This window comes from Marinoscillum sp. HNIBRBA16962 (assembly GCF_057801515.1).
Genome location: NZ_CM173603.1, coordinates 210,578 through 231,557, shown reverse-complemented (window position 1 = coordinate 231,557; position 20,980 = coordinate 210,578). Strand labels below are relative to the sequence as shown.

At 41.8% G+C, this 20,980-nt stretch carries 17 protein-coding genes; 6 read left to right on the top strand and 11 right to left on the bottom strand.

Features of this window, described 5'->3' with window-relative positions; all coding sequences use genetic code 11:
• Window positions 1-19: 19 nt before the first annotated feature.
• From AC3E9V_RS01005 to AC3E9V_RS00975, 7 genes are all read right to left on the bottom strand, one after another.
• Window positions 20-1,666, bottom strand: coding sequence for a tetratricopeptide repeat protein (locus tag AC3E9V_RS01005; protein ID WP_488751316.1), 1,647 nt, complete (start codon window positions 1,664-1,666; stop codon window positions 20-22).
• Window positions 1,647-3,215 carry a tetratricopeptide repeat protein gene (locus tag AC3E9V_RS01000; RefSeq protein WP_488751315.1) on the bottom strand — a complete coding sequence of 523 codons (1,569 nt, stop codon included), beginning with the start codon at window positions 3,213-3,215 and terminating at the stop codon, window positions 1,647-1,649. Before AC3E9V_RS01000 ends, AC3E9V_RS01005 begins: the two co-directional genes overlap by 20 nt.
• A 98-nt stretch (window positions 3,216-3,313) precedes the next feature.
• Window positions 3,314-3,748: an SRPBCC family protein gene (locus AC3E9V_RS00995; RefSeq protein ID WP_488751314.1), complete on the bottom strand. Its 435-nt coding sequence runs from the start codon at window positions 3,746-3,748 to the stop codon at window positions 3,314-3,316.
• Window positions 3,749-3,769: 21 nt separating this feature from the next.
• On the bottom strand, window positions 3,770-5,041 hold the full coding sequence (locus AC3E9V_RS00990; RefSeq protein WP_488751313.1) for a DUF418 domain-containing protein: 1,272 nt from the start codon (window positions 5,039-5,041) through the stop codon (window positions 3,770-3,772).
• Between the two features lie 11 nt (window positions 5,042-5,052).
• Window positions 5,053-6,489 carry an N-acetylmuramoyl-L-alanine amidase gene (locus tag AC3E9V_RS00985; protein ID WP_488751312.1) on the bottom strand — a complete coding sequence of 479 codons (1,437 nt, stop codon included), beginning with the start codon at window positions 6,487-6,489 and terminating at the stop codon, window positions 5,053-5,055.
• Window positions 6,486-6,863: a BlaI/MecI/CopY family transcriptional regulator gene (locus AC3E9V_RS00980; protein ID WP_488751311.1), complete on the bottom strand. Its 378-nt coding sequence runs from the start codon at window positions 6,861-6,863 to the stop codon at window positions 6,486-6,488. The genes AC3E9V_RS00985 and AC3E9V_RS00980 overlap by 4 nt, the downstream gene beginning before the upstream one ends.
• A 267-nt stretch (window positions 6,864-7,130) precedes the next feature.
• The gene (locus tag AC3E9V_RS00975) at window positions 7,131-8,558 is read right to left on the bottom strand and encodes a hypothetical protein (RefSeq protein ID WP_488751310.1); all 1,428 of its coding nucleotides are present in this window, start codon (window positions 8,556-8,558) and stop codon (window positions 7,131-7,133) included.
• A 175-nt stretch (window positions 8,559-8,733) separates the two neighbouring features.
• On the opposite strand from AC3E9V_RS00975, the gene AC3E9V_RS00970 reads away from it, so the two are divergent.
• Window positions 8,734-8,886, top strand: a complete 153-nt coding sequence (locus tag AC3E9V_RS00970) for a DUF6429 family protein (RefSeq protein WP_488751309.1) — start codon at window positions 8,734-8,736, stop codon at window positions 8,884-8,886.
• A gap of 10 nt (window positions 8,887-8,896) precedes the next feature.
• On the opposite strand, the gene AC3E9V_RS00965 is transcribed toward AC3E9V_RS00970, so the two are convergent.
• From AC3E9V_RS00965 to mazG, 3 genes are all read right to left on the bottom strand, one after another.
• The gene (locus AC3E9V_RS00965) at window positions 8,897-9,529 is read right to left on the bottom strand and encodes a hypothetical protein (protein ID WP_488751308.1); all 633 of its coding nucleotides are present in this window, start codon (window positions 9,527-9,529) and stop codon (window positions 8,897-8,899) included.
• Between the two features lie 72 nt (window positions 9,530-9,601).
• A complete protein-coding gene (locus tag AC3E9V_RS00960) occupies window positions 9,602-10,021 on the bottom strand; it encodes a DUF1761 domain-containing protein (RefSeq protein ID WP_488751307.1) in 420 nt (139 codons plus the stop codon).
• Between the two features lie 72 nt (window positions 10,022-10,093).
• Complete coding sequence (gene mazG, locus AC3E9V_RS00955) at window positions 10,094-10,909, bottom strand: nucleoside triphosphate pyrophosphohydrolase (protein ID WP_488751306.1); 816 nt, start codon at window positions 10,907-10,909, stop codon at window positions 10,094-10,096.
• An 82-nt stretch (window positions 10,910-10,991) separates the two neighbouring features.
• Between mazG and AC3E9V_RS00950 the strand changes: the two genes are divergently transcribed.
• The 5 genes from AC3E9V_RS00950 (at window position 10,992) to AC3E9V_RS00930 (ending at window position 19,884) form a co-directional block, all read left to right on the top strand.
• On the top strand, window positions 10,992-11,222 hold the full coding sequence (locus tag AC3E9V_RS00950) for a hypothetical protein (RefSeq protein ID WP_488751305.1): 231 nt from the start codon (window positions 10,992-10,994) through the stop codon (window positions 11,220-11,222).
• 98 nt (window positions 11,223-11,320) lie between these two features.
• Window positions 11,321-12,703 (top strand): phosphoglucosamine mutase, encoded by a 1,383-nt coding sequence (gene glmM, locus AC3E9V_RS00945; protein ID WP_488751304.1) that lies wholly within the window; start codon window positions 11,321-11,323, stop codon window positions 12,701-12,703.
• Between the two features lie 93 nt (window positions 12,704-12,796).
• Complete coding sequence (locus AC3E9V_RS00940) at window positions 12,797-13,939, top strand: cysteine desulfurase family protein (protein ID WP_488751303.1); 1,143 nt, start codon at window positions 12,797-12,799, stop codon at window positions 13,937-13,939.
• Entirely contained in the window at window positions 13,932-15,608 is a 1,677-nt protein-coding gene (locus tag AC3E9V_RS00935) for an N-acetylmuramoyl-L-alanine amidase (RefSeq protein ID WP_488751302.1), read from the top strand. Before AC3E9V_RS00940 ends, AC3E9V_RS00935 begins: the two co-directional genes overlap by 8 nt.
• Before the next feature lie 253 nt (window positions 15,609-15,861).
• Window positions 15,862-19,884, top strand: coding sequence for a hybrid sensor histidine kinase/response regulator (locus AC3E9V_RS00930; RefSeq protein WP_488751301.1), 4,023 nt, complete (start codon window positions 15,862-15,864; stop codon window positions 19,882-19,884).
• Window positions 19,885-19,904: 20 nt separating this feature from the next.
• Here AC3E9V_RS00930 and hemH read toward each other — a convergent pair whose 3' ends face one another.
• Entirely contained in the window at window positions 19,905-20,915 is a 1,011-nt protein-coding gene (gene hemH, locus AC3E9V_RS00925; RefSeq protein WP_488751300.1) for a ferrochelatase, read from the bottom strand.
• Window positions 20,916-20,980: the final 65 nt, after the last annotated feature.

The following is a 20,980-nucleotide window of genomic DNA, read 5'->3' as shown; positions in this document are numbered from 1 at the left end:
TGGGTAGTTTTACGAAAAACTAGCTTGAAGTTGCCTGAAAGGCGAATTTTAGCGCCTCCTTACGGTTAGATACTCCGAGCTTTTGGTAGATATTTTTGAGGTGATACTTCACCGTGTTGGTAGAAACGAAAATCTTCTCGGCAATCTCACTGTTATTTTTGTCCGTCATGGCCATTTGCAAAACCTCAAATTCACGGTCACTTAATGGTTCCTTGAGAACTTCGTTTAGCTGGTCAATAGAGATAGAAGATTCCTCCGGCTGATAGTCAATCAGTTGTTTGATCTGTAGACGCAGTTCGCTGATTTCCGACTGCATCAATTGCTCTTTTATCTTATTTTTTGAAATCAGCGAGTAGGTAATGAATGCTCCGGTTGCCAACACAACAAGTACTAAAACAGTCAGCCAAAATGTGGTGTTTTGTTCTTGCGCAAGTTTTGCCTTAGCTACATCACTTTCCAGTTGCAAAATCTCATTTTCACTGGCAATTTTATCCACTTCATATTTTACAGCCAATTCAGAGGCTGCTCGTTGGGCTTCTATGGTTTTGATCGAATCGAATAGGATACCGGCTATTCCTAACGCATCATATGCTTCGTAAGAGCGTCCTGCCTCGGCCAGTAGTTGTGCATATTTTTTTTGAGCAATGTGGAGATGCTTGATCGATCTTATTTCTTCTGCAAGTTTTATGTTGGTTTCTGTAAGCTGAATGGCGGCTGGTAACTGTCCTTGTTTTTCGTAGGATTCAACCGCTGCTGTGTTGGCCATCAGGATCAAATCACTTTTTTTCAATTGTGCCACTCTATCCCTGGCTTTCAGACTCCACTCCAAAGCTTGTTCCAGGAGGTCCATTTGATTTAAGATCATGGCACGATTGATCCATCGGTTGGCCAGGTTGATCTCATCATTAAACTGCTCATGAATTTCAATGGATTTTTGATTATAGAAAAGGGCGCTATCCCATTCGTTTTTACTTAGAAAAGCTTTTGAAAGGTTATTATACCGGGTGCCCAATGAATTGTAGTTTCCAGAACTTTTCCCCAGCAGGAGTATGGATTCCTTGAAGTATCGTATGGCCTCATCCGAACGGTTCATTTCCAAAGCGGCATATCCCAGTGCATTCAGGTCAAAACCTATGGCGGCAGTGTCTTTTCTTTGTTTATCTATCGCATAAGCTTGCTCCAACAGGCTGATGCCTTCTTCCAAATTGCCCTGCTTTAAATGAGCATTAGACCTATTGTAGTAACCTACTGCTACCTCCGAGCTATCATTTAACTCAACTGCAAGATCAAAGGAAGCTTTATAGTACTGCAGCGCCTTATCGTGTATACCTAATTCGCTGTAGCAAAAGCCTACATTGCTGAGCGTTTCCTGTAGTGCCTTACTGTTTTCCAGGAGTTTGATTTGCGGTTCTTCACTCGCCAGCAGGTAATTTTTCAGGGAGTTTTTGATGTCTGCCAGATAATAGTAAGCATCCCCTTTTTTGATGTAGAGATAAAAATAATCTTCGTAGAAACGGGGCAGGTCAAGCAATGAATCCGCAGTATTTATGGCTCCCTGGTAGTTTTCTGCATCTATGAGGTTATTAACTAATTCAACATTCTCCGATTGGGAAAAGAGGTAGTATGGAATAGAAAAGAAAAATATACTAAGACGTCTTAACCACATAGTCCAGGGCTTCCTTACGATTATTCACGCCTAATTTACCATAGGTGTTCCTTAAATGAAACTTGATGGTACTAATTGAAACAAAAAGTGTCTCTGCTATTTCACTGTTTGTCTTCCCCTCAAGGCTCAATTTCAACACTTCAAATTCTCTTTCGGAAAGTGGTGTTTGAATTTTTTCATTCAGGTCATTGATACTGACTTGCGTCTCTGACGGACTGATGTTAAGGTCCATTAATCGTTTTTCTAAAGCCTCTATTTGTAGTTCCTGTGCTTCCTGCTCCACTTTATGCTTCTTTATCCTCTGAAAATAAAGAAGAAGCACAAGGACGATGATACAAAAAGCGCCTCCGCCTCCCACAACAAAAATGACCCTGGTATTGTAGAGTTGAGCTTTTTGCAAATCAGTTTCCAATGAAAGACGCTCTATTTCAGCCTCCTTTTTGGCAGTTTCAAACCTGGTTTCCCACTCAGCGATTTTCTCATTCCGATCTTCATTAATGGCATCTACTCGCTTTACATAAGCCTGCCTATACACTTGGTACGCCTCTTCATACCTCCCTAGGTCGGCTAACACATTGGCTTTCATTTGAAGTCCGTTTATGGTATACATCGTCTCCCCCAGTTCTTTTTCTATCACTTCGGCTTCTTCTAGCATTGACAATGCTTCCTTACTTCTTCCTTTGCCGGAAAGCAGTTCGGCATAATTCACCAGAGAATTAAAAAGTCCACCTTTGTCCCCAATCTCTCCTTTTTTCTTAATAGCTAGCCTGAAGTGGTGTTCAGCCAGGGCATCATCAATATTCCCATCTCTATACAGAGTAGCTAAATTATTGTGTGCGTTTGCTTGCTTCGGCAGGTCTTTAAACTCTTCACCTATCTCTAAGGCTCGTTGATAATATGAGATCGCTTCCTCATATTTCTCCTGATTTTTCAGAATGATCCCAATGTTATTCAGCGTGTTACTCAGAGATCGGGTTTGTCCATGTTCTTCTTTTAGCCTGGCTGCCTCCTTATAGTATTCCAGAGCTTTTTCATAATCAGCCATTCGGTTATAGGCATTTCCCAGGTTATTGACTGTGGAACTAACCTTTGGATCATTTATTGATTCTCTAAATGCTTTTGCCTGAAGCAAAACGTGGATAGACGTGTCATATTTTCCCTGATATGTAAGAACCACTCCAATGTTGCCGACCAAAGCTCCTTGTCTAAGTGAGTCTTTAGCACGTATAGCCTGATCATATCCTCTTGAATAATAGTAAATGGCTGTATCATAATTTGACTCCAGAAAGTTTGCATTTCCCATCAAATTGTAGCCTGATGCCAGGGCCCTTGGATCGCCGATTTTGTCTGCCAGTGCAACCGCCTTTTTAGCGTACCAGACTAAGGAGTCTTTATTTCTGCCTTGAAAACTGTGGCCTAGCTTCAGATATAGTTTCACAATGGTAGTGTCACTGGTGGCAGTATCCAGTTGCGATCTCCATTCTTCCCGACTTTGAGCAAGACATGTAATAATAAGGAGGCACAGCAAAAGGGTAAAAGAGGATTTCATCAAGCCAAATTAATTAACTTCTGTAAAAAGAAGTTTGTGTAAGCTGAAAAAGCCTTTTCTGCTGAAAAATGGAGACCCCCTAAAGATCATGATAGATCTTACCTGAAAAATCGCTTGTAAACAGGCTTCCGATACAGAAACTGACCAGCCAGCAATGGGTACATGACCAAATCCGTAAGCAATGTCCCTGTAGTATACTCGATATTATCTACGATCGCTGAACCAGCGGCCTCTGCCTCCACCAAATGCTCGTGCTTCCACGTTTTGAGGAAAAAAGGCAGCTTCCTTCCAACATCTACAAACTTCCAGACTTTATCTGTTTCCTCATCAGAAATGACCTCACTGGTCCAGGTTTGTTTAAATGCCAAAAAGTTAAGCTCGAGTGAAACCAGATCTCCTTTTTTAGACCCATCAAACTGGAGAAGCTTAACTTTAGGGAAGGGTGGGTTCAAGGACAAAAAGAGCTCCTGGTTGAAGCCCTCTTTCACTTTATTGAGTGAGGCTGAAACCCGGGTTTTGATTTTTAAATGCATGAACTATAAACCACAAATCAATCATGAAGTTCTCCGGCCGTAAGTTAATCTTCTCCATAGCCACTCCAAAGGACCAAATGAAAACCGCTGCAGCCATAGCACGCTAAAGATTAGCTGAAAAACCCAGATAGCTGCGACAATCATCAACAGCTCTGACCGTGAGTAGGTATTAAATTGTGCAAACCCATACCCGTAGAAAATGAAAACACAAATAATCGTTTGCAGGATGTAGTTAGTCAGGGCCATTTTCCCTATCCCGGAAACAGGCTTAAAAGCACGTCTCGAAAAATAGATCTGAAAGAGTCCATTTAATACCAATACGTAACCAATTGCGAGAATTTCTTTGGCAAAGGCAGTAGCAGCCGCAAACCAAACATCAGTGACCGGATCCAGATAATTATAAGTCCACTGATAACTACGGAGGTAATTGGTAACCAAACCAATAATGAAAACCGAAAGCGCTATCCACCAGTAGTACCTGACTGATCTGAAGTTCTGAAAAATGCCCAACCTGAACAGCAGAATACCACAGACCATCATAATCAGGGTCCTGAATAAAATCCCCTGGTAATAAAGCTTGCCTTTGTAAACGTCTATGTGGTCTGAGTTTTCACTGAGATTCGCTAAGTACCCTTCCTTTCGGGTTTTAATTAATTCCTTATAACCTTCGGTATATTGCTTCGTTGTACGCCTTTCCCAATTCTTAATAACCTTGTTTTCATTTTCTGTTCTCTCACTGATTTCTTTTTCAATGGCTTGAAGATAGGTTGCTTTTTGCTCTTTTCTTTGAATGGTAATTTGCCACGTGTTATGCAGAAGGATTCCCATAAGTAACACCACAAATACCAGCAACTGCCTTTTTTTAAATGACCTGAAGGGAAACAGGAAAAAGCCGCAAATAGCATAGTGGTACAATATATCTCCGGTCCAAAGAAAGTAAGCATGGGCCAGCCCAAAGACAAACAACCACAAGAGTCGTCGGGCATAAAGGTCCATGGCCTTCAGCCCTAAACCCTTTTGCGCCAAGCGATCCAAAAAAATGTAAAAACCAACTCCAAACAATAAGGCAAACACGCTGAAAAACTTTCCCTGGAAAAGAAAATATACCCAAAACCGTACGTCAGAATCCAGGGTAGACTCAAAACCAAACTGATACGGACTGAAAGGATTGGGGTAGCTGAAGCTTTCAATATTGACAACCAGGATACCTAAAATAGCGATCCCCCGCAAAAAATCGAGCACTATTATCCTTTCCGACCGTTGAGTCGGCATTCGCAAAGAGAGTTCTTTCATCAAAGCAAGTTTTATAAAGCCGCCATCCGAATGGCGTTACTGATCTGATCTGCAATTTTGCTCTGACCGGATTCTGAATTTATGTACTTCGCACCATCTTCATTGGATAAAAAACCGACGCTGAGAAGTACTGAAGGGCAAAGAGCATTTTCAAGAACAAAATAGTCCGCTTTTCCTACTCTGCATCTTCTTCCTTCAGCCTCAAATTCATAGGCCGACAGTTTAGCAAACCGCTCCGCCCTGGAAGAGAATTCATTCCGGTCGTAGTAGATCGCAAGGGCATGATCAACGTCTTCCTCCTGATAGAACTCCGCATGAATAGAAAGAAAAAGATCCGCCTTTTTCGTTTGCGCTACTCTGTCTTCAAGGCTTATGAAGGAATCATCCCCGCGCGTAAGAATAACGTTTATATCCTTCTGATCTGCAAAGCAATTAGCTACTTTTCTGGCTATACTTAGGGTAATCTCTTTTTCCGGGTTACTGTATTCGGAAGAAGCTCCGGGATCTTTACCACCATGCCCTGCATCCAGAATGACTGTAAATTCCTTAGCAGGTGCACCAGCACCTGGTTTTGTAGTAAAAGCAAATACTGTAAACAAACTGATCGCGACCACTGCCACCAAACCTGATTTCAGGGCAAGCCTCCTTTTTGTCGGATGTTTTTTTGACATCATTTTGATTCGGTTCTTAAGTGAATGAAAAGAAAAATTACTTGCTAAATGAACCTGCGGCTGGTGGTTTGTGACCTCAAGTATTTTCTGTAAATAGTTCTTAGGGTTCCCGGTGTAACGAAGCACAAAATCATCTGCCAAAAACTCATGATTGAGTGTAATAGCATTTCTGTAGAGATAAATCAACGGCTGAAACCAAAACACCACTGAAAGTAACTCTACAAACAATATATCTACAGTGTGCATTTCTTCAGCATGCGCTTTTTCATGCAAAATCAGGTCATCCGGATATTTTGAATAATCCGTTTCAGACAGGAAAATATTTTTGAAAAACGAGAACGGATGAATGGTCGAATTCAGAATGATGAGCTTACAACCTTGATCCACAGTCTGTGTCCCAGACCGCTTGAGCTTGCCTATTTGATAGAGATTTCTAAAAAACCTGACAGCCATCAGAAGTGCTCCAGTCAGGTAAACAGCCCAAAAGATCAATGACATGCTTATGAAGCCATTGACTTCCGATTGTGCTGATTCCTTTGTGACCAATTGATTTTCAAAGTCTGCAGAAACATCTGTGAATGTGAGGTCATAATGCTCCAGGCCGATCGGCACATCCGAAAAAACCGGAATCTTAACCAGGGGAATGACCAATGAAAAAACAATAGCTCCCAGTAAATAATACCGGATAAACTTAAAAGCCCGCTCATTTTTCAATAGAAGATAAATGAGGTAAAAAGCCGCAAGGCAGACGGTAGATTGAATTAAGTAATTGATCATTTCTCTTCTTTTTTATTGGCTATTTGCTCCTCGATCATTTTTTGAAGCTCCTCCAGCTCTTCCACACTCAGATCGGTCTTTTTGGTGAAAAAAGATCCAAACTGCGCTGCTGAGTTGTTAAAAAAATCCCTGATCATACCTTTCAGCTGTCCCGAGAAATAATCGGTTTTTTTGATCTTTGGGTAATACTCCCGCACACTCCCTCGCTGATTAAACCCGATATAGTCTTTCTTGATCATGCGAGATACCATGGTAGCAACTGTGGTATAGGCCGGTTTAGGATCAGGAAATTCATCGACCAGATCTTTCATATAAGCTGTATCGAGCTTCCATAAGTACTTCATGATCTGTTCCTCTGACTGATTAAATTTCATATCGCATTGTGAATATATATACTACAAATGTAGTAATATTTTTCAAAATAAAAAACCATGGTGCACGACAGTTTTACATTCCTGAATGTTTCCAAACAATTTCACCCAAAAACAGACTAGCTTATAAACATTCCCCTACACCCCTTTTTCTAAAGGGGAATATTGGTGTTTTTGTGTGAAAACCTCTTATAACGCCAGGGTCATTTTTTGCGAAACTGTCGTACACCCAGAAATCATCAAAAATATGGGATCAAATCCACTCTCTTTTTAGCCGTTCACAAGGAGAGCAAGCATATCTTCTAAAGGAACCTTTCCGGATTGTATCTCACTCATGAGTGATTTCACCTCCTTAAGGATCATGAGTGTTATTTCCATGAAAAACTTTTCATTAAGGGGATAATCCTCCGGGAGGTCAATGTCATTAAGGATTTTGTAGTAAATGTAAGCAGATGCCAAATCGTCTTTAGCCAGAAAGTACATACCCATTAAACTATGGAAAGCTGTAAATTCTGATATATGAAATTGTTTTCTGTCAGGAAAAAGTCCTGGCAGGGAATATTCCCCGTCAAAAACATCGGGTACCTCTTCCAGCCTTTTTTTCTCGATCAACAGGTTAGCGTAAGCAATTTTACCAAAAAAGTAATCCGGAAATTTCTCATATACCAACCGTGTCTGTTCTTCCGCACGCTGAACTTCACCGCTTCTTATGTATGCAGTGTAGAGGTAATTATGTAAAATGGGGTTTTCCGGCCATTTTATGATAAGGTTTTTCAGCCTGGTTATTATCTTTTGAGTTCTGTCAGGGGTTAACTCAGTGCTATTTAACTCACTATATATTTCGAATTGTATATTCAGCTCTTCCTCAGAATACTTTCCCTCTCCAATTGCATCAAAAGTTACCTCCGTTTCCTCAAGAGTAGTTCTCCCAGCTGCAGCAAGCTGTTTTCCCGCCATATGCGGTTCAAAAATGCACTTCTCATAGATCATGTAAACTGCCGGATCAAATATAGTGAGTTCATCGGGCTCCAGATTCAGAAGAAAATCTTCCCACTCTTCCCTGGTCCACTCTTCAGGCGGATAGAAATCATCCATTTCCTCATCTCCATATTCATCAAAAAAACCACCATCAACTACTTCGTAATTCCCCGGACCGGCATGCTTTTCCAGTTGTCTCCGGTAATAGTCATTCCTCGGATCGTCAGGGTGTAGAACTAAAAGGGGTTTATCATTTTCACCGAGCGGAATTTCCATTAATGGAATGCTTTCATCATCCTCTTCCAGTACCATTTCTGCCAGCGAAAAGTCTGTATGCGGCTCGATACCAAAATCTTCAGCGTAAGCCAATGCCTCATAAATGATATTGTGAGCCACTTGGTATTCACAAGAAATCATACTAAGGTCTATTCCCTCATACCTGTCAACCATTTCCCTGTATTCATATTCTGGAAGGTTCACCATATACATGGCATCTTTTATTCCGGTACATAATAAATCAACCAGAATAATCACACAGGTAATGTTGCCATTCGCATGTTTTCGGGCAACGATCACAGGAAATTTCTTAAGGTCAGTCCAGTTCTCCGGTATCAGAGATTCCACGATCGGCAGTTTTCGGGCGCTCCCCTTTCTAAGGTAAATTTCCGGTGAAAATGATGCCGGATGTTTTATCACTTTCTTCTTTTTCTTTTTGGCCATGCTGCAAATTAAAGCTCGCAACTGATAACTTTATGGTAATGAAAACGAAAGTCGGATTTTCAAAATATTCCTGAAATGAACGAGGAGAAAAACAAACAATTAGGACGGGAACTATGTCTGGCTCTGATCTATCTTAACAGCCTGGAAAGAGGAAACGCTTGGTGAGGAATCTGTTATGCGGGCATGGAAAGGCTATGATTTTGGCACCCTGGACCAGCTAAAAGAAGAGGGTCTTATCGATTTTTCTTACAAAGCCAAATCCTTATACCTGACCGAAGAAGGAGAAGAAAAAGCCAGGAGTATTCTTAAGAAGCTGGACCAATTGTAAGGCTTACAGGTTACAGATCCTCATCGTCAGACCCAAAGTCATAAGAGCCGCCAAACTCATCATCATAGTCATCGTCCAGGTGATATGGGTAGTACTTTATCCAGTCCGGTCCATGCTTTCTCTTGAGGTGTTTGATCTCAATTTCCAGCGCACGAGCGCGTTCCTCTTCGGGGCTGAGTTCTTCATCTGAAAAGCCGGAGAAAAATTCAGCATAAAATGCACATTGGCAATACTCACCAAGAGTACACCGCTTGTGTTCCGTCCCCGGTTTACACAGTTCAAAGAATCCATAATGCCATCTTTTTTGTTTTGCCTGTTGATTAAAGTTGGCTCTGATAGTCTCATATTGGATGCGCTCCGGCACTTCAATTTGCAATACAAATGACCAGTTGCAGGCATCAAGTAAGTTTTTCAAAGCCGTAAGCAGGTGATGGATCTGGTCGTCAGAGAGCATTTTTTCCGGTGGCAGCTGCTCTTGACGGATCCCGGTCCAATCCTCAAGGTCCCGGACCGGAGCATACATTTCTTCCTCCTCTGGTGAAACCCAATCGCTCAGGTCTGTTGCCTTTTCTACAAAAGGCCAGGAGATATTCTCACTTGCAATCTTTAAATCATCAATTAGCTGAGATACATATTTCTGCATAACTGATATTAAATATTTTAATTAAGTCCTGACAGGTTACTTAGACAAAACCTGTCAGGATTAAATTTTCCACTATCTACTCTTTGTCCAGGCACCCAGGATAAACCCTGAAACAGCCCATCCTGCCATCTGAAATCCTCCCTCAACCCAGGCTAATCCGTAAGGCTCCTGAGAAAACATCCCGCCTGTCATCCCGGGTAGGTGATAAAAAACAAAGCCCACCAAAAACCCAAGAACCAGACCCCTGATCCCGCTTTTCACATTCATCTGCACAAACAGCCAGGCCAAAAAATAAATGGGTAATACGCTTGAAATCACATTTGAGATCCAAACACCAGCTCCGGGAGGATTTGCTTCAATCCCTTCCCTGGTAAGACCTACCATTTCCATCCATGGCTCACCAAACAATGGTCCGTACCACAAAAAACCCAGGACGAACATCCAGATTACAGAAACAAGAACAGCCAGGTGATTAATTTTTAGTTCACTCATTGCAGTTAAAAGTTAGGTTAATGAAACACTCTTGAATTTAAACATTTACCGACTGACTTACCCGCATGGCTTTTATAATTTTTTTGCCTGCTCCCAGTACGCATCCATCTCCTCCAGACTCATTTCACCCAGCTTTTTACCATCTTTTTTTGATTCTGCTTCCAGATAGGTAAAGCGTTTGATAAACTTCTTATTTGTTCGCTCCAGAGCCTCCTCCGGATTGATATCAATAAATCGGGAATAGTTGATCAGTGAAAAAAGCAGGTCTCCAAACTCGTTTTGAGCCTTTTCCCGATCTACTTTTGATTCATCTTCTATATTAAACTCACTTTTGAATTCCTGCAGCTCCTCCTCTACCTTTTCCCAGACCTGCTCCTTTTTCTCCCAGTCAAAGCCAGCTCCTCTGGCCTTCTCCTGGATACGCATGGCTTTTACCATGGCTGGTAGAGATGCCGGGACTCCTCCCAACACAGATTTATTGCCCTTCTCTTTTAGCTTAATCTTTTCCCAGTTTTCCTTCACCGCTTGTTCATCATCAGCTTTCACGTCTCCATAAATATGTGGGTGTCGGTTGATAAGCTTATCGCAAACCTGATTGAGTACATCGGTCACATCAAAAGCGCCTTTCTCTGACCCGATCCGGGCATAAAATACCATGTGGAGCATCAGATCTCCCAGTTCTTTTTTCACCTCCTCCAGGTCGTTTTCCAGGATTGCATCGCCCAGCTCATAGGTTTCTTCAATGGTCAGATGACGCAGGCTCTCCATGGTCTGTTTCATGTCCCATGGGCAGTTTTCACGCAGCTCATCCATAATGGTCAGCAGACGATCAAATGCTTTGAGCTTTTCTTTCCGGTTAAGATCGGGTTTCGCTAAGGGTTTAGACATTTATGAAATCTTTATAGGAGTTTGTCTGTTACTACAACTAGAGAACACAAATATTCTTTATTTTTGTCGCAAAATAGAAGCTATGGCTACTGTATTACTGGGAATTGGATTTATCGCGCTTTTTTTTATCCTGATGTCTGTACGACTTATCTTTAAAAAGAATGGTGAGTTTAAAGGAACCTGCGCATCACAGAGCCCTTTCCTCAATAAGGAAGGCGCTACGTGTGGATACTGCGGAAAAACAATGGATGGAGGCGAGAGCTGTGGTAACCAGGACTCAGAAGTCAATAAAGTAATGGCCAAGTTTAACTGATTGTCAGTTTATCTCCTTATTTAGGAACTTTATCTAAATGTCATATCAAACAGCAATCACTTTTTCTGAATTTTGCTGTAAATAAAAATTGCTAAGCCTTGTCACTAATTAAATCTATTGCCGGCCTGAGGGGGACCGTAGGAGGGAAAGTAGGTGAAAGCCTGACACCCATAGATGTTGCAAAATTTACTGCTGGTTTTGGGATGTGGATCAAAGAAAAACACGATCATCCCAAAGTAGTAATCGGTCGTGATGCCAGACCATCGGGGCGGGTTTTCCGCTCCATAGTAGAAAGCACCTTAAGAGCTCAGGGAATAGATGTCGTAGATCTTGGGCTTTCCACTACACCCACTGTGGAAATGGCAGTGGTCAACGAAAAAGCTCAGGGAGGTATTATTCTGACCGCATCACACAATCCATCCGGCTGGAATGCATTGAAACTTCTTAACCAAAAAGGAGAGTTTATTTCTGCGAAAGATGGACAAAACGTCTTAAAATGGGCAGAATCACCTGACACCTTATTTGTAGATCCTAAAAAATTTGGCGTTTACACAGCGGATGATACTTACATTGACTGGCACATCGAACAAATACTCGATCTGAGCCTGGTTAATGTAGAGGCAATAAAAGAAAAGAAGTTTAAGGTCATCGTGGATGCGGTAAACAGTACCGGAGGGATAGCCGTACCCAAACTTCTGGAAAAGCTGGGAGTAGAGGTTACTGAACTCTATTGTGAGCCAAACGGTATATTTCCACATAACCCCGAACCACTCCCTGAAAACATCACTCAAATAACCAATGAGCTGGCCAGTGGTGATTATGATCTGGGTTTTGTAGTAGACCCTGATGTAGATCGGCTGGTCATGGTATCTGAAGACGGGCAGCCATTTGGTGAGGAATATACGCTTGTGGCAATAGCGGATTATGTGCTAGGCAAGAAAAAAGGCAATACCGTCTCCAACCTTTCGTCCACCAAGGCGCTACGTGATGTAACTGAAAAGCACGGAGGCACTTATGAGCCATCAGCAGTCGGCGAAGTACACGTGGTAAAGAAAATGAAAGCTACCAGGGCTGTAATCGGCGGTGAAGGCAACGGAGGGGTCATTCTACCTGAATTACACTATGGTCGTGATGCCCTCGTTGGTATTGCACTGTTTTTGTCTCACTTAGCCGAGTATGGTAAGAGCTGTTCCATGTTGAGAGCCAGATACCCAAACTATTACATTTCTAAAAACAAGATCGAACTGGACCCGTCCATGGACCTGGACAATGTATTGGATCAGTTAAAAGCAAAATACGCTTCTAACCCCTCCAATACCATCGACGGTCTAAAGATTGAGTTTGAAAACGAGTGGGTCCATTTACGAAAATCCAACACGGAACCCATCATTCGGATCTTTGCAGAATCGGATAGCGCTTCCACTGCTGAGCACCTGGCTCATAAACTGATGGCAGATATCAAGGAGCTTATCGCAGGGTAGAGGGTCAGTCACTGAAAAGTGTGCTGTAGATGAGGTTGAGTATTCCCCAAAGAATATTCTTAATTTTGCGGGACCAGATTAAAAAACAACATCATGACCAAAGTTTACTTTGATAATGCAGCCACCACCCCTATGGATATTGCTGTGTTTGAAGAAATGAAACCCTATATGCTGGAGTACTATGGGAATCCGTCTTCCATACATGCTCACGGCAGGCAGGTGCGTTCTGCCATAGAAAAGTCACGAAAAAAAGTGGCAGATATCCTCAATACATCTCCTTCTGAGATTTTTTTCACCTCAGGAGGGACCGAAGCAGATAATACCGCCATTCGGTGTGCAATTGAAGAATATAGAATCAAAAATATTATCAGCTCACCCTTAGAACATCACGCAGTGCTACACACTATAGAGCATCTGGCTAAGACGGGACAGGTAGACCTTCACTTGCTCGGTGTGGATCCTAAAGGAAATATATCGATTGACGAGATCGAAGAGCTGCTGAAAAAAGAACCCAAAACCCTGGTTACATTGATGCATGGCAACAATGAGATTGGTACGCTTAATGACATCCATAGCATTGCGGACCTCTGCAAAGACTATGGCGCCCTTTTTCATACCGATACGGTACAGACCACGGGGCATTTCAAACACGACCTGCAGGAATTGAAAGCCGGATACATTGTGGGATCTGCTCATAAATTTCACGGACCAAAGGGAGCCGGTTTTCTGTACGTGAATCATGAAAATAAAATTCACCCGTTTATCCATGGTGGCGCTCAGGAGCGAAACATGCGAGGCGGCACAGAGAATGTATATGGAATTATCGGCCTGGCAAAAGCATTGGAGCTGGCATATGAACATATGGATGAACACCGTAAGCAGATCGAATCAGTAAAGGCATACATGATCCGGGAGCTTAGAGCAGCTATAGAAGGAATAGAATTTAACGGAACCTCTGCAGAGCTGGATAATAGCCTTTACACCGTTCTGAATGCCAGCCTCCCACCTAGTGAAGACAACGACATGTTACTGTTTAATCTGGACATCAATGGTATCTCAGTCTCAGGAGGAAGTGCCTGCAGCAGCGGCTCCAATATCGGATCACACGTGCTCACAGCTATCGGATCTGACCCAAACCGTGGAGCCATTCGGTTTTCCTTTAGCCGCTTCAATACTAAAGAGGAGGTGAATTACGTTGTAAGTAAGCTAGCTGAAATTACAACCGTGAGTGCCTGACATTAGAAAAACCTTAATCCTTTACCTGCTCCTGTTTGCCTTTTTCACTTCCTGGTCACAAGGCGTGAGGAAACTACACTATGCTCCTAACTCACGGATTTCACTTCAGGAACGGATAACAGCCATTGCCATTAAGTCCACGGTATACCTTGGCAAAGAAGTTCAGGGGAATGTCGGAGAGCAGGCTATAACTGTCCCCCTTGACCCGGATGCCCCGGATTTTACTTATTTTATCTCATTGGCTACACCTGTAGAAAATGGTTCAATTAGCTTTGATATAGATGCCGAAACCCAAATATTCCTGATCAATAGCGGGGTAAGTCCTGCCATCAATCAGGCTCGTTACAGAACCCACCAGCAGGATTGCAATTTTGAATTTTCAGCTGTCCCTCAATTCGAGTGGCGAGCCGGTTTAGAATCCCCCAGCTATACTCGCTCCTTTACCGATGTGAGTCATGTGGTAGTTCACCACTCAGCCGGATCCAATACCGCCACAGATTATACTCAGGTAGTGAGAGACATCTATCTGTATCACACAAACACCAATGGCTGGTCGGATATAGGATACAATTACCTGGTGGCTCAGAACGGGACGATATACACCGGTCGTGATCCGGATTCAGGAGAGCAGGATAATGTACTCGGCGCTCATTTTTGTGGAAGCAACAGTACTACAATGGGTGTTTGCCTCCTGGGAAATTATGAAACTGCTGATCCTACTCCCGAGACGATCACCTCGCTCGAAGAAATACTCGCATTCAAACTGGACAAAGAGGACCTTGATCCTTTTGGGGAGTACCCCCATGCTTTTGGGCAGCTTGGGTCGATCATTGGCCATAGAGATGGGTGCAGTACCCTATGTCCAGGCGAAAGCGTGTACCAGCAACTAGGTGATCTTAGAGCCTCAACTGCAGAAACGTTTATCGAGTGCGGCCAATTAAACCCAACACTCGATCTTACTTATGACCAATCTACAATACCGGCGGGAGAAGAAGTTGCTTTCCAAAATCAAAGCAACGGTTACAGTCAATACAAGTGGATACTGGAGGGAGCCAACCCTTCCGAAGCTTTCTGGGAAGACACAGGCACTGCAACTTATAATGATCCTGGGATTTACGATGTTACCCTGATAGGTTATCTGAGTGACTCCTCCGATACCCTTTTTTTGCCAGACCTGATCATCGTGCAGCAAAACCTGGAACTGGATTTTACTTTGAGCCAGATACAGATCAATGCCGGCGAGACAATCACCTTTCAGAATCAAAGCACCGGCTATGATGAATATCAATGGCTTTTTGAAGGAGGATCCCCCCGGCTTACGGACTGGACTACTGGCGGTACAGTAACCTATCCTGCTCCTGGCATTTTCGGGGTACAGTTAGTTGGCTTTACTGCCAGCCGGTCTGATACCCTCTTTCGCGAGCGGATTATCGCGGTAAGTGGTCAGCCAAGAGTTTATCCCAATCCAATAAACAGTATGGCGAAGTTCACCATAGCATCATTCCACGAGATAGAGCAGGTGAAAGTGATAGATTTTTCAAGTAGGACACAAATACTTAACAAGCTGCCTGACGGCAAATACCAGATGCCATATCTGCGGCAGGGAGTGTATTTTATCAGCGTCCAAACGACCAGGGAGACTGTCACTAAAAAAATATTGGTGAGGTGAAATTTCACTAACAGTTCCCACTTTACCTTCATTAATGCGGACAAAACACTATCAAATGATATAATAACGGGGATTATTACTTAGAATAGGTGATTTACCTAAATTCAAAATTAGGTATAATCATCTTGTTATGAGATAATCGGGATATTTTCTTTGCTAGAAAATATTATCAATTGATATAATGAGGGCAATCTTTTTAGGGTTATTTTTTATTCTTTGCTCAGTTAGAATCTATAGCCAGGATATAAGGTTTGTGAATCTAAACGAAAGACTGAATCACAATGCAGTCACGTGCATTGAGCAGGATTCGTACGGCTACATCTGGATTGGCTCCTTAAATGGGATACATCAATATGATGGAAAAAACTTGAAAATATTTGAAGGAAAGTCCAGTGAAAACACAGGTTTTACAGGTAATGGTCATGTTTTTTCCATTCTTTCCGGTTATGACAGCTCTTTGTGGGTCGGAACAGCTTCAGCAGGTCTACACCTTTACAGCAGAGAAAAGTCAACATTTAAAAAAATTGACCTTAAAATAAACATAGACAGCAGTCACCAACAACCGTTTCAAATAAACTCGGTTTATTCAATGTCTGAAGACAGGAACCATGATATTTGGTTAGCCACTAATAATGGAATTATATTGTTTGACCCCTCAATGCAAACCATTAAAACCAACTACCTGACCGGTCAGTGGAATTCAGTATTCGTTGATTCCAAGCAAAATAAATGGTTGGGGGGGAAATCACTCATTTTGTTAAGAAGTGACGGAACCTTGAAAAAATTTTCCGAAACTACTAATAAGGTATTGATTGGTATCAAAAACATTATTGAAATAGCCGAAGATAGCATTGGTAATATTTGGGTTGGCACTGAAGAAAATGGTGTCTACAGAATAAGAGAAGATAAGCCAGGCTACTACACTGCTGATCATTTTTCAAAGGATGGAAATAAAGATTCTCGAATTTCGGCAAACGAGATTTTAGCGGTAAAGGCAGATTCAAAAGGATACGTATGGGTTGGCACAAATAATGGCGGACTTAGCCGGATCAATACCCAAACAGGGAAAATAGATTATTTCAAAGAAAACCCGCTAAATGATAATAGCTTATCGGACGAAACCGTTTGGTCAATCTTTGAAGACTCTAACGGAAGAATTTGGTTTGGAACTTACCAAAACGGGGTTGATATTTATGACCCACTGGACAAAAATTTTCAGGTATATAGCTATAAGTACAATGCGCCGAAATCGCTTTCATACAGTTACGTACACTGCTTCGAAAAGGCTAAAAATAACCTTATATGGGTTGGTACTGACGGAGGGGGAATAAACTTATTCGATCCCTCCAAAAAAACATTTGAAACGTTTAGCCACAACGAAAGCAACCCAAACACCATAAGTTCGGATAATGTCCTTTGCATAGTTTCTGATAAAAAATCAAATGCCTGGGTAGGCACCTGGGGAGGAGGACTAAACTATTACAACTCAACTAAAAACAAGTTTGAAAGATTTTTAAATGATCCCTCCAATCCCAGAAGTATCTCGGATAATCATGTACTCTACATTTTGAGAGATCACCGCAACCAGGAAGACCTTTGGATTGCAACATTTCGTGGTGGATTAGACCATTTTGATACTTCTACAGGTGAGTTCACAAATTTTAATTACTCTAATAACAATCCGGGTGCTTTAATGGCCCACAGTTTAGGTTATGATAAAAACAATAATCTTTGGGTTGGAACAACCGACGGTTTATTTAAAGGCACCTTCTTTGGAGATTCGGTAGCCTTCAAAGCTTACTATACCGATGCTACTGATTCTACAAATAGCCTGGTCAATTATCTGTTTAAAGATATCAGTGACAGGTTATGGGCAGCAACAAATAGTGACGGCCTATTACTCTTCGATGAAGAGAAGGACCATTTTATTTCTTTTAACCAAGATACAGGACTTCCGGGAAATGGGATAGTCTCAATTATCGAGGATGATTCCAAAAACCTGTGGGTCGGGAGCCCCCAGGGTATCGCTAAGATTGAAATAATTCAGGATAGTCTCAATCAAATTCAAATAATCTGTCAAGGTTATACTGAAGAAGACGGATTAAATAACAATTATTTTATCAGAAACAGTGTCCTGAAAAATGATAATGGCAAGCTGTATTTTGGAAACAAAAACGGTTTTATAGTCTTTGATCCATCTGAAATCAAAAGAAATCAAATTAGCCCCCAGGTTCATATCACAAGTGCTGAAATTATATCTCAAAATCAGGAAATCAAACTGCTGGACAAGGATCAAATTGTATTGAATTATAATCAAAATACCCTGAAATTAGATTTTATAGCTCTCAATTATACCAGAAGTGGTAATAATGAATATGCCTATATTTTAGAAGGGGCAGAAAACAGTTGGAATCACTGCGGAGACAGAACATTTGCTTCTTATACTAACATTGATCCGGGCACATATACCTTCATGGTAAAGGCAGCTAATAATGATGGAGTATGGAATGAAACTGGTGATACACTCACTATAACTGTCCTGCCGCCTTTTTGGGCGACCGAATGGTTTATCTCTTTAGTAGTGGCATGTGGGATCGGAGTAGTTTTATTAATTGTAAATATTAGAACCCAGGCAATCAGACAGCAGAAACAAATTCTGGTCAAAAAAGTAGAAGACCGTACAAGTGAGCTAAATATAGCTAAAGAACAAGCTGAAACTGCTAACAAATTTAAAAGTCAGTTTCTGGCTAATATGAGCCATGAGATACGTACACCAATGAACGCCATCATAGGCATGACAGAAATTACACTTGCCGGAAGCCTGCAAAAAAATCACCGCGAAAATATTGAGATCGTTCAGCAATCCGCAAACTCCCTGCTCAATGTGATAAACGATATACTGGACTTTAGCAAAATAGAAGCGGGGAAGCTGGATATTGTGCCCGAAAAATTCCAGGTTCATGACCTAATAGAAGAGGTCATATCCACCTTTTCTTTCCAGGCATCAAAAAAAGGTATAGAGCTCATATGTGAAATAGAGCCAAATCTCCCCGATTTCATAATAACAGACCCTATAAGGATCAGACAAATATTGACTAACCTGATAAGTAACGCTATAAAATTTACTAACTCAGGGGAGGTGCATTTACAGGCCAGGCTCACCAAAGAAGGCAAATTCTTTATTCAAGTAAGGGATACAGGAATAGGCATCTCACAGGAAAAACTCGATTTGATTTTCGAAAGCTTCTCACAGGCAGATCTCTCTACTACGAAAAATTACGGAGGTACGGGACTGGGATTAAGTATATGCAAGCGACTCGTTGAAATGATGGAAGGAACCCTCATTGTAGAAAGCACAATAGGGTCAGGTAGTACATTTAAATTATCGTTTCCATATGAGTCTGTATACGACAATCATAAAAATTCAGAAGTTTATGATTTCCGAAATGTCAATCTGCTGATAATCGATAAAAACCTCACCAACTGTCAGGTACTGGATCGAATGCTATCCGCTTACGGGTGCAAAGTTTCATTCATAAACTATCCTCAGGTGGCTGTCAGCCAACTTAACGATGAGCGCTTAAACCATGATATAATACTTATCAATAACAATCTGAAACAATCAGACAAACTATCTCTGCTAAGAATAATAAAAAATAAAAAGTACCTGAAAAATGCTAAAGTTATCGTCGCAAAAGAAATTGTAGAGAAGGATGAGTCTTCCCTGGAAAAGCTTGGAGTGAATACTATCATCAATAAACCAGTGAAGCGAAAAGAACTTTTAAAACTAATCCATGAATCTGTAGAGCCCACCCACGTACATTCTGAATACAAAAGAAATTCCGCAAACATTGAATTTGCTCAAAATACTCAACTAAATGAGCACCTGAAAATATTGGTTGCAGAGGACAATCGGGTAAATCAAATCATGATGAGTAGATTTTTATCCAAATTAGGGTTAAATATCCAAATCGCTAAAGACGGGAAGGAAGCTCTGAAAATTGCAATGGATCAGCCATTTGACCTGATATTTTCGGACATTCAAATGCCGATTATGGATGGGTTTGAATTTACCGAATCCCTAAAGACACGTAACGGCCCTAATCGTGATACACCAATAATTGCCCTTACAGCTTATGCCATGACTGGTGACAAAGAAAAGTGTCTCGAAGCTGGCATGGATGATTATTTGTGTAAGCCTGTGAAATTAAACGACCTCAGAGATTCTATTGTGAAGTGGTGCCCGGATATCCAACAGCTAAATGCAACTGCTTAACTTTTACCTGAGAAATGCTTTCATGATTTCACCATCCCCGCCAAACTCTCCACCCACATCGGGTCATCATTCAGGCTTTCTACCAGGTCCCATCGTTCACCACCTGCAGCAATAAAGTCCTCCTGATAGGTTTCACCCACTTCTATAGTGGTTTCCAGACAATCTGAAACAAATGCCGGTGAAAACGCCAATACTTTTTTTATCCCCCTGGCAGCCAGCTCTTTTAAGGTCTCTTCAGTGTAGGGTTTGATCCACGGGTCCTTACCGAGCCTGGATTGAAAACAAACCGTGTATTTGTCTTCCGAAATTCCCAGCTTCTCGGCCACCAGCCTGGTGGTGTGAAAACATTGCGCCCGATAGCAAAACCGGTTACGTTCATTGAGTTGGTCACAACATGAACCCAGCTGGCATTGATCACCAACCGAACCTTTTCGTACCTGCCTTTCAGGTAACCCATGGTAGCTAAAAACAAAATGATCATAATCCGTCTGGTCCATCCATTTCTTCCCATTTTTCACAATCACCCCCAGAAATTTCTCATCTTCCAAAAACTGTGAGGTAAACTTAATATCCGGAATGATCTGCCAGGTTTTGGTGATCTCCATTACCTTATCTATTACCGACCCGGTAGTAGCAGAAGCATACTGAGGAAACAGCGGAATCACATGAATACTTGCCACATTTTGCTCCTTCAGCTTATGCAATCCTGATGCTATGGAGGGATTCTGATACCTCATAGCATACTCCACAACATACTCCTCTCCCAGGGTCTTACGCAGAGGCTCCAGCAGATCCTCAGTGTAATACTTCAGTGGAGATCCACGGTCCGTAAAGAGCTTTCGATACTCTGCTGCAGATTTAGGCGCACGAAATGGAGCAATGATAAGGTTTACCAGCAGCCACCGGGGAACAGCCGGTATGTCGATCACCCGCTTATCTGATAAAAATTCCCGTAGATATTTTCTCACATCAGTAACATTGGTGGAATCCGGCGTGCCAAGGTTTACCAACAAAACTCCATGCTTCGTCATGATCTTGTTAAATTTTTTGAAAAGCCGTCTAGTGTCATGATTCTTAAATAGGCCCACTAATTCAT

What these genes read in the sequence shown, in the direction of transcription:
- AC3E9V_RS01005 (WP_488751316.1), bottom strand. Translation starts at nt 1,666, where the DNA reads ATGTGGTTAAGACGTCTTAGTATATTTTTCTTTTCTATTCCATACTAC.
- AC3E9V_RS01000 (WP_488751315.1), bottom strand. Translation starts at nt 3,215, where the DNA reads ATGAAATCCTCTTTTACCCTTTTGCTGTGCCTCCTTATTATTACATGT.
- AC3E9V_RS00995 (WP_488751314.1), bottom strand. Translation starts at nt 3,748, where the DNA reads ATGCATTTAAAAATCAAAACCCGGGTTTCAGCCTCACTCAATAAAGTG.
- AC3E9V_RS00990 (WP_488751313.1), bottom strand. Translation starts at nt 5,041, where the DNA reads ATGAAAGAACTCTCTTTGCGAATGCCGACTCAACGGTCGGAAAGGATA.
- AC3E9V_RS00985 (WP_488751312.1), bottom strand. Translation starts at nt 6,489, where the DNA reads ATGATCAATTACTTAATTCAATCTACCGTCTGCCTTGCGGCTTTTTAC.
- AC3E9V_RS00980 (WP_488751311.1), bottom strand. Translation starts at nt 6,863, where the DNA reads ATGAAATTTAATCAGTCAGAGGAACAGATCATGAAGTACTTATGGAAG.
- AC3E9V_RS00975 (WP_488751310.1), bottom strand. Translation starts at nt 8,558, where the DNA reads ATGGCCAAAAAGAAAAAGAAGAAAGTGATAAAACATCCGGCATCATTT.
- AC3E9V_RS00970 (WP_488751309.1), top strand. Translation starts at nt 8,734, where the DNA reads ATGCGGGCATGGAAAGGCTATGATTTTGGCACCCTGGACCAGCTAAAA.
- AC3E9V_RS00965 (WP_488751308.1), bottom strand. Translation starts at nt 9,529, where the DNA reads ATGCAGAAATATGTATCTCAGCTAATTGATGATTTAAAGATTGCAAGT.
- AC3E9V_RS00960 (WP_488751307.1), bottom strand. Translation starts at nt 10,021, where the DNA reads ATGAGTGAACTAAAAATTAATCACCTGGCTGTTCTTGTTTCTGTAATC.
- mazG (WP_488751306.1), bottom strand. Translation starts at nt 10,909, where the DNA reads ATGTCTAAACCCTTAGCGAAACCCGATCTTAACCGGAAAGAAAAGCTC.
- AC3E9V_RS00950 (WP_488751305.1), top strand. Translation starts at nt 10,992, where the DNA reads ATGGCTACTGTATTACTGGGAATTGGATTTATCGCGCTTTTTTTTATC.
- AC3E9V_RS00940 (WP_488751303.1), top strand. Translation starts at nt 12,797, where the DNA reads ATGACCAAAGTTTACTTTGATAATGCAGCCACCACCCCTATGGATATT.
- hemH (WP_488751300.1), bottom strand. Translation starts at nt 20,915, where the DNA reads ATGACGAAGCATGGAGTTTTGTTGGTAAACCTTGGCACGCCGGATTCC.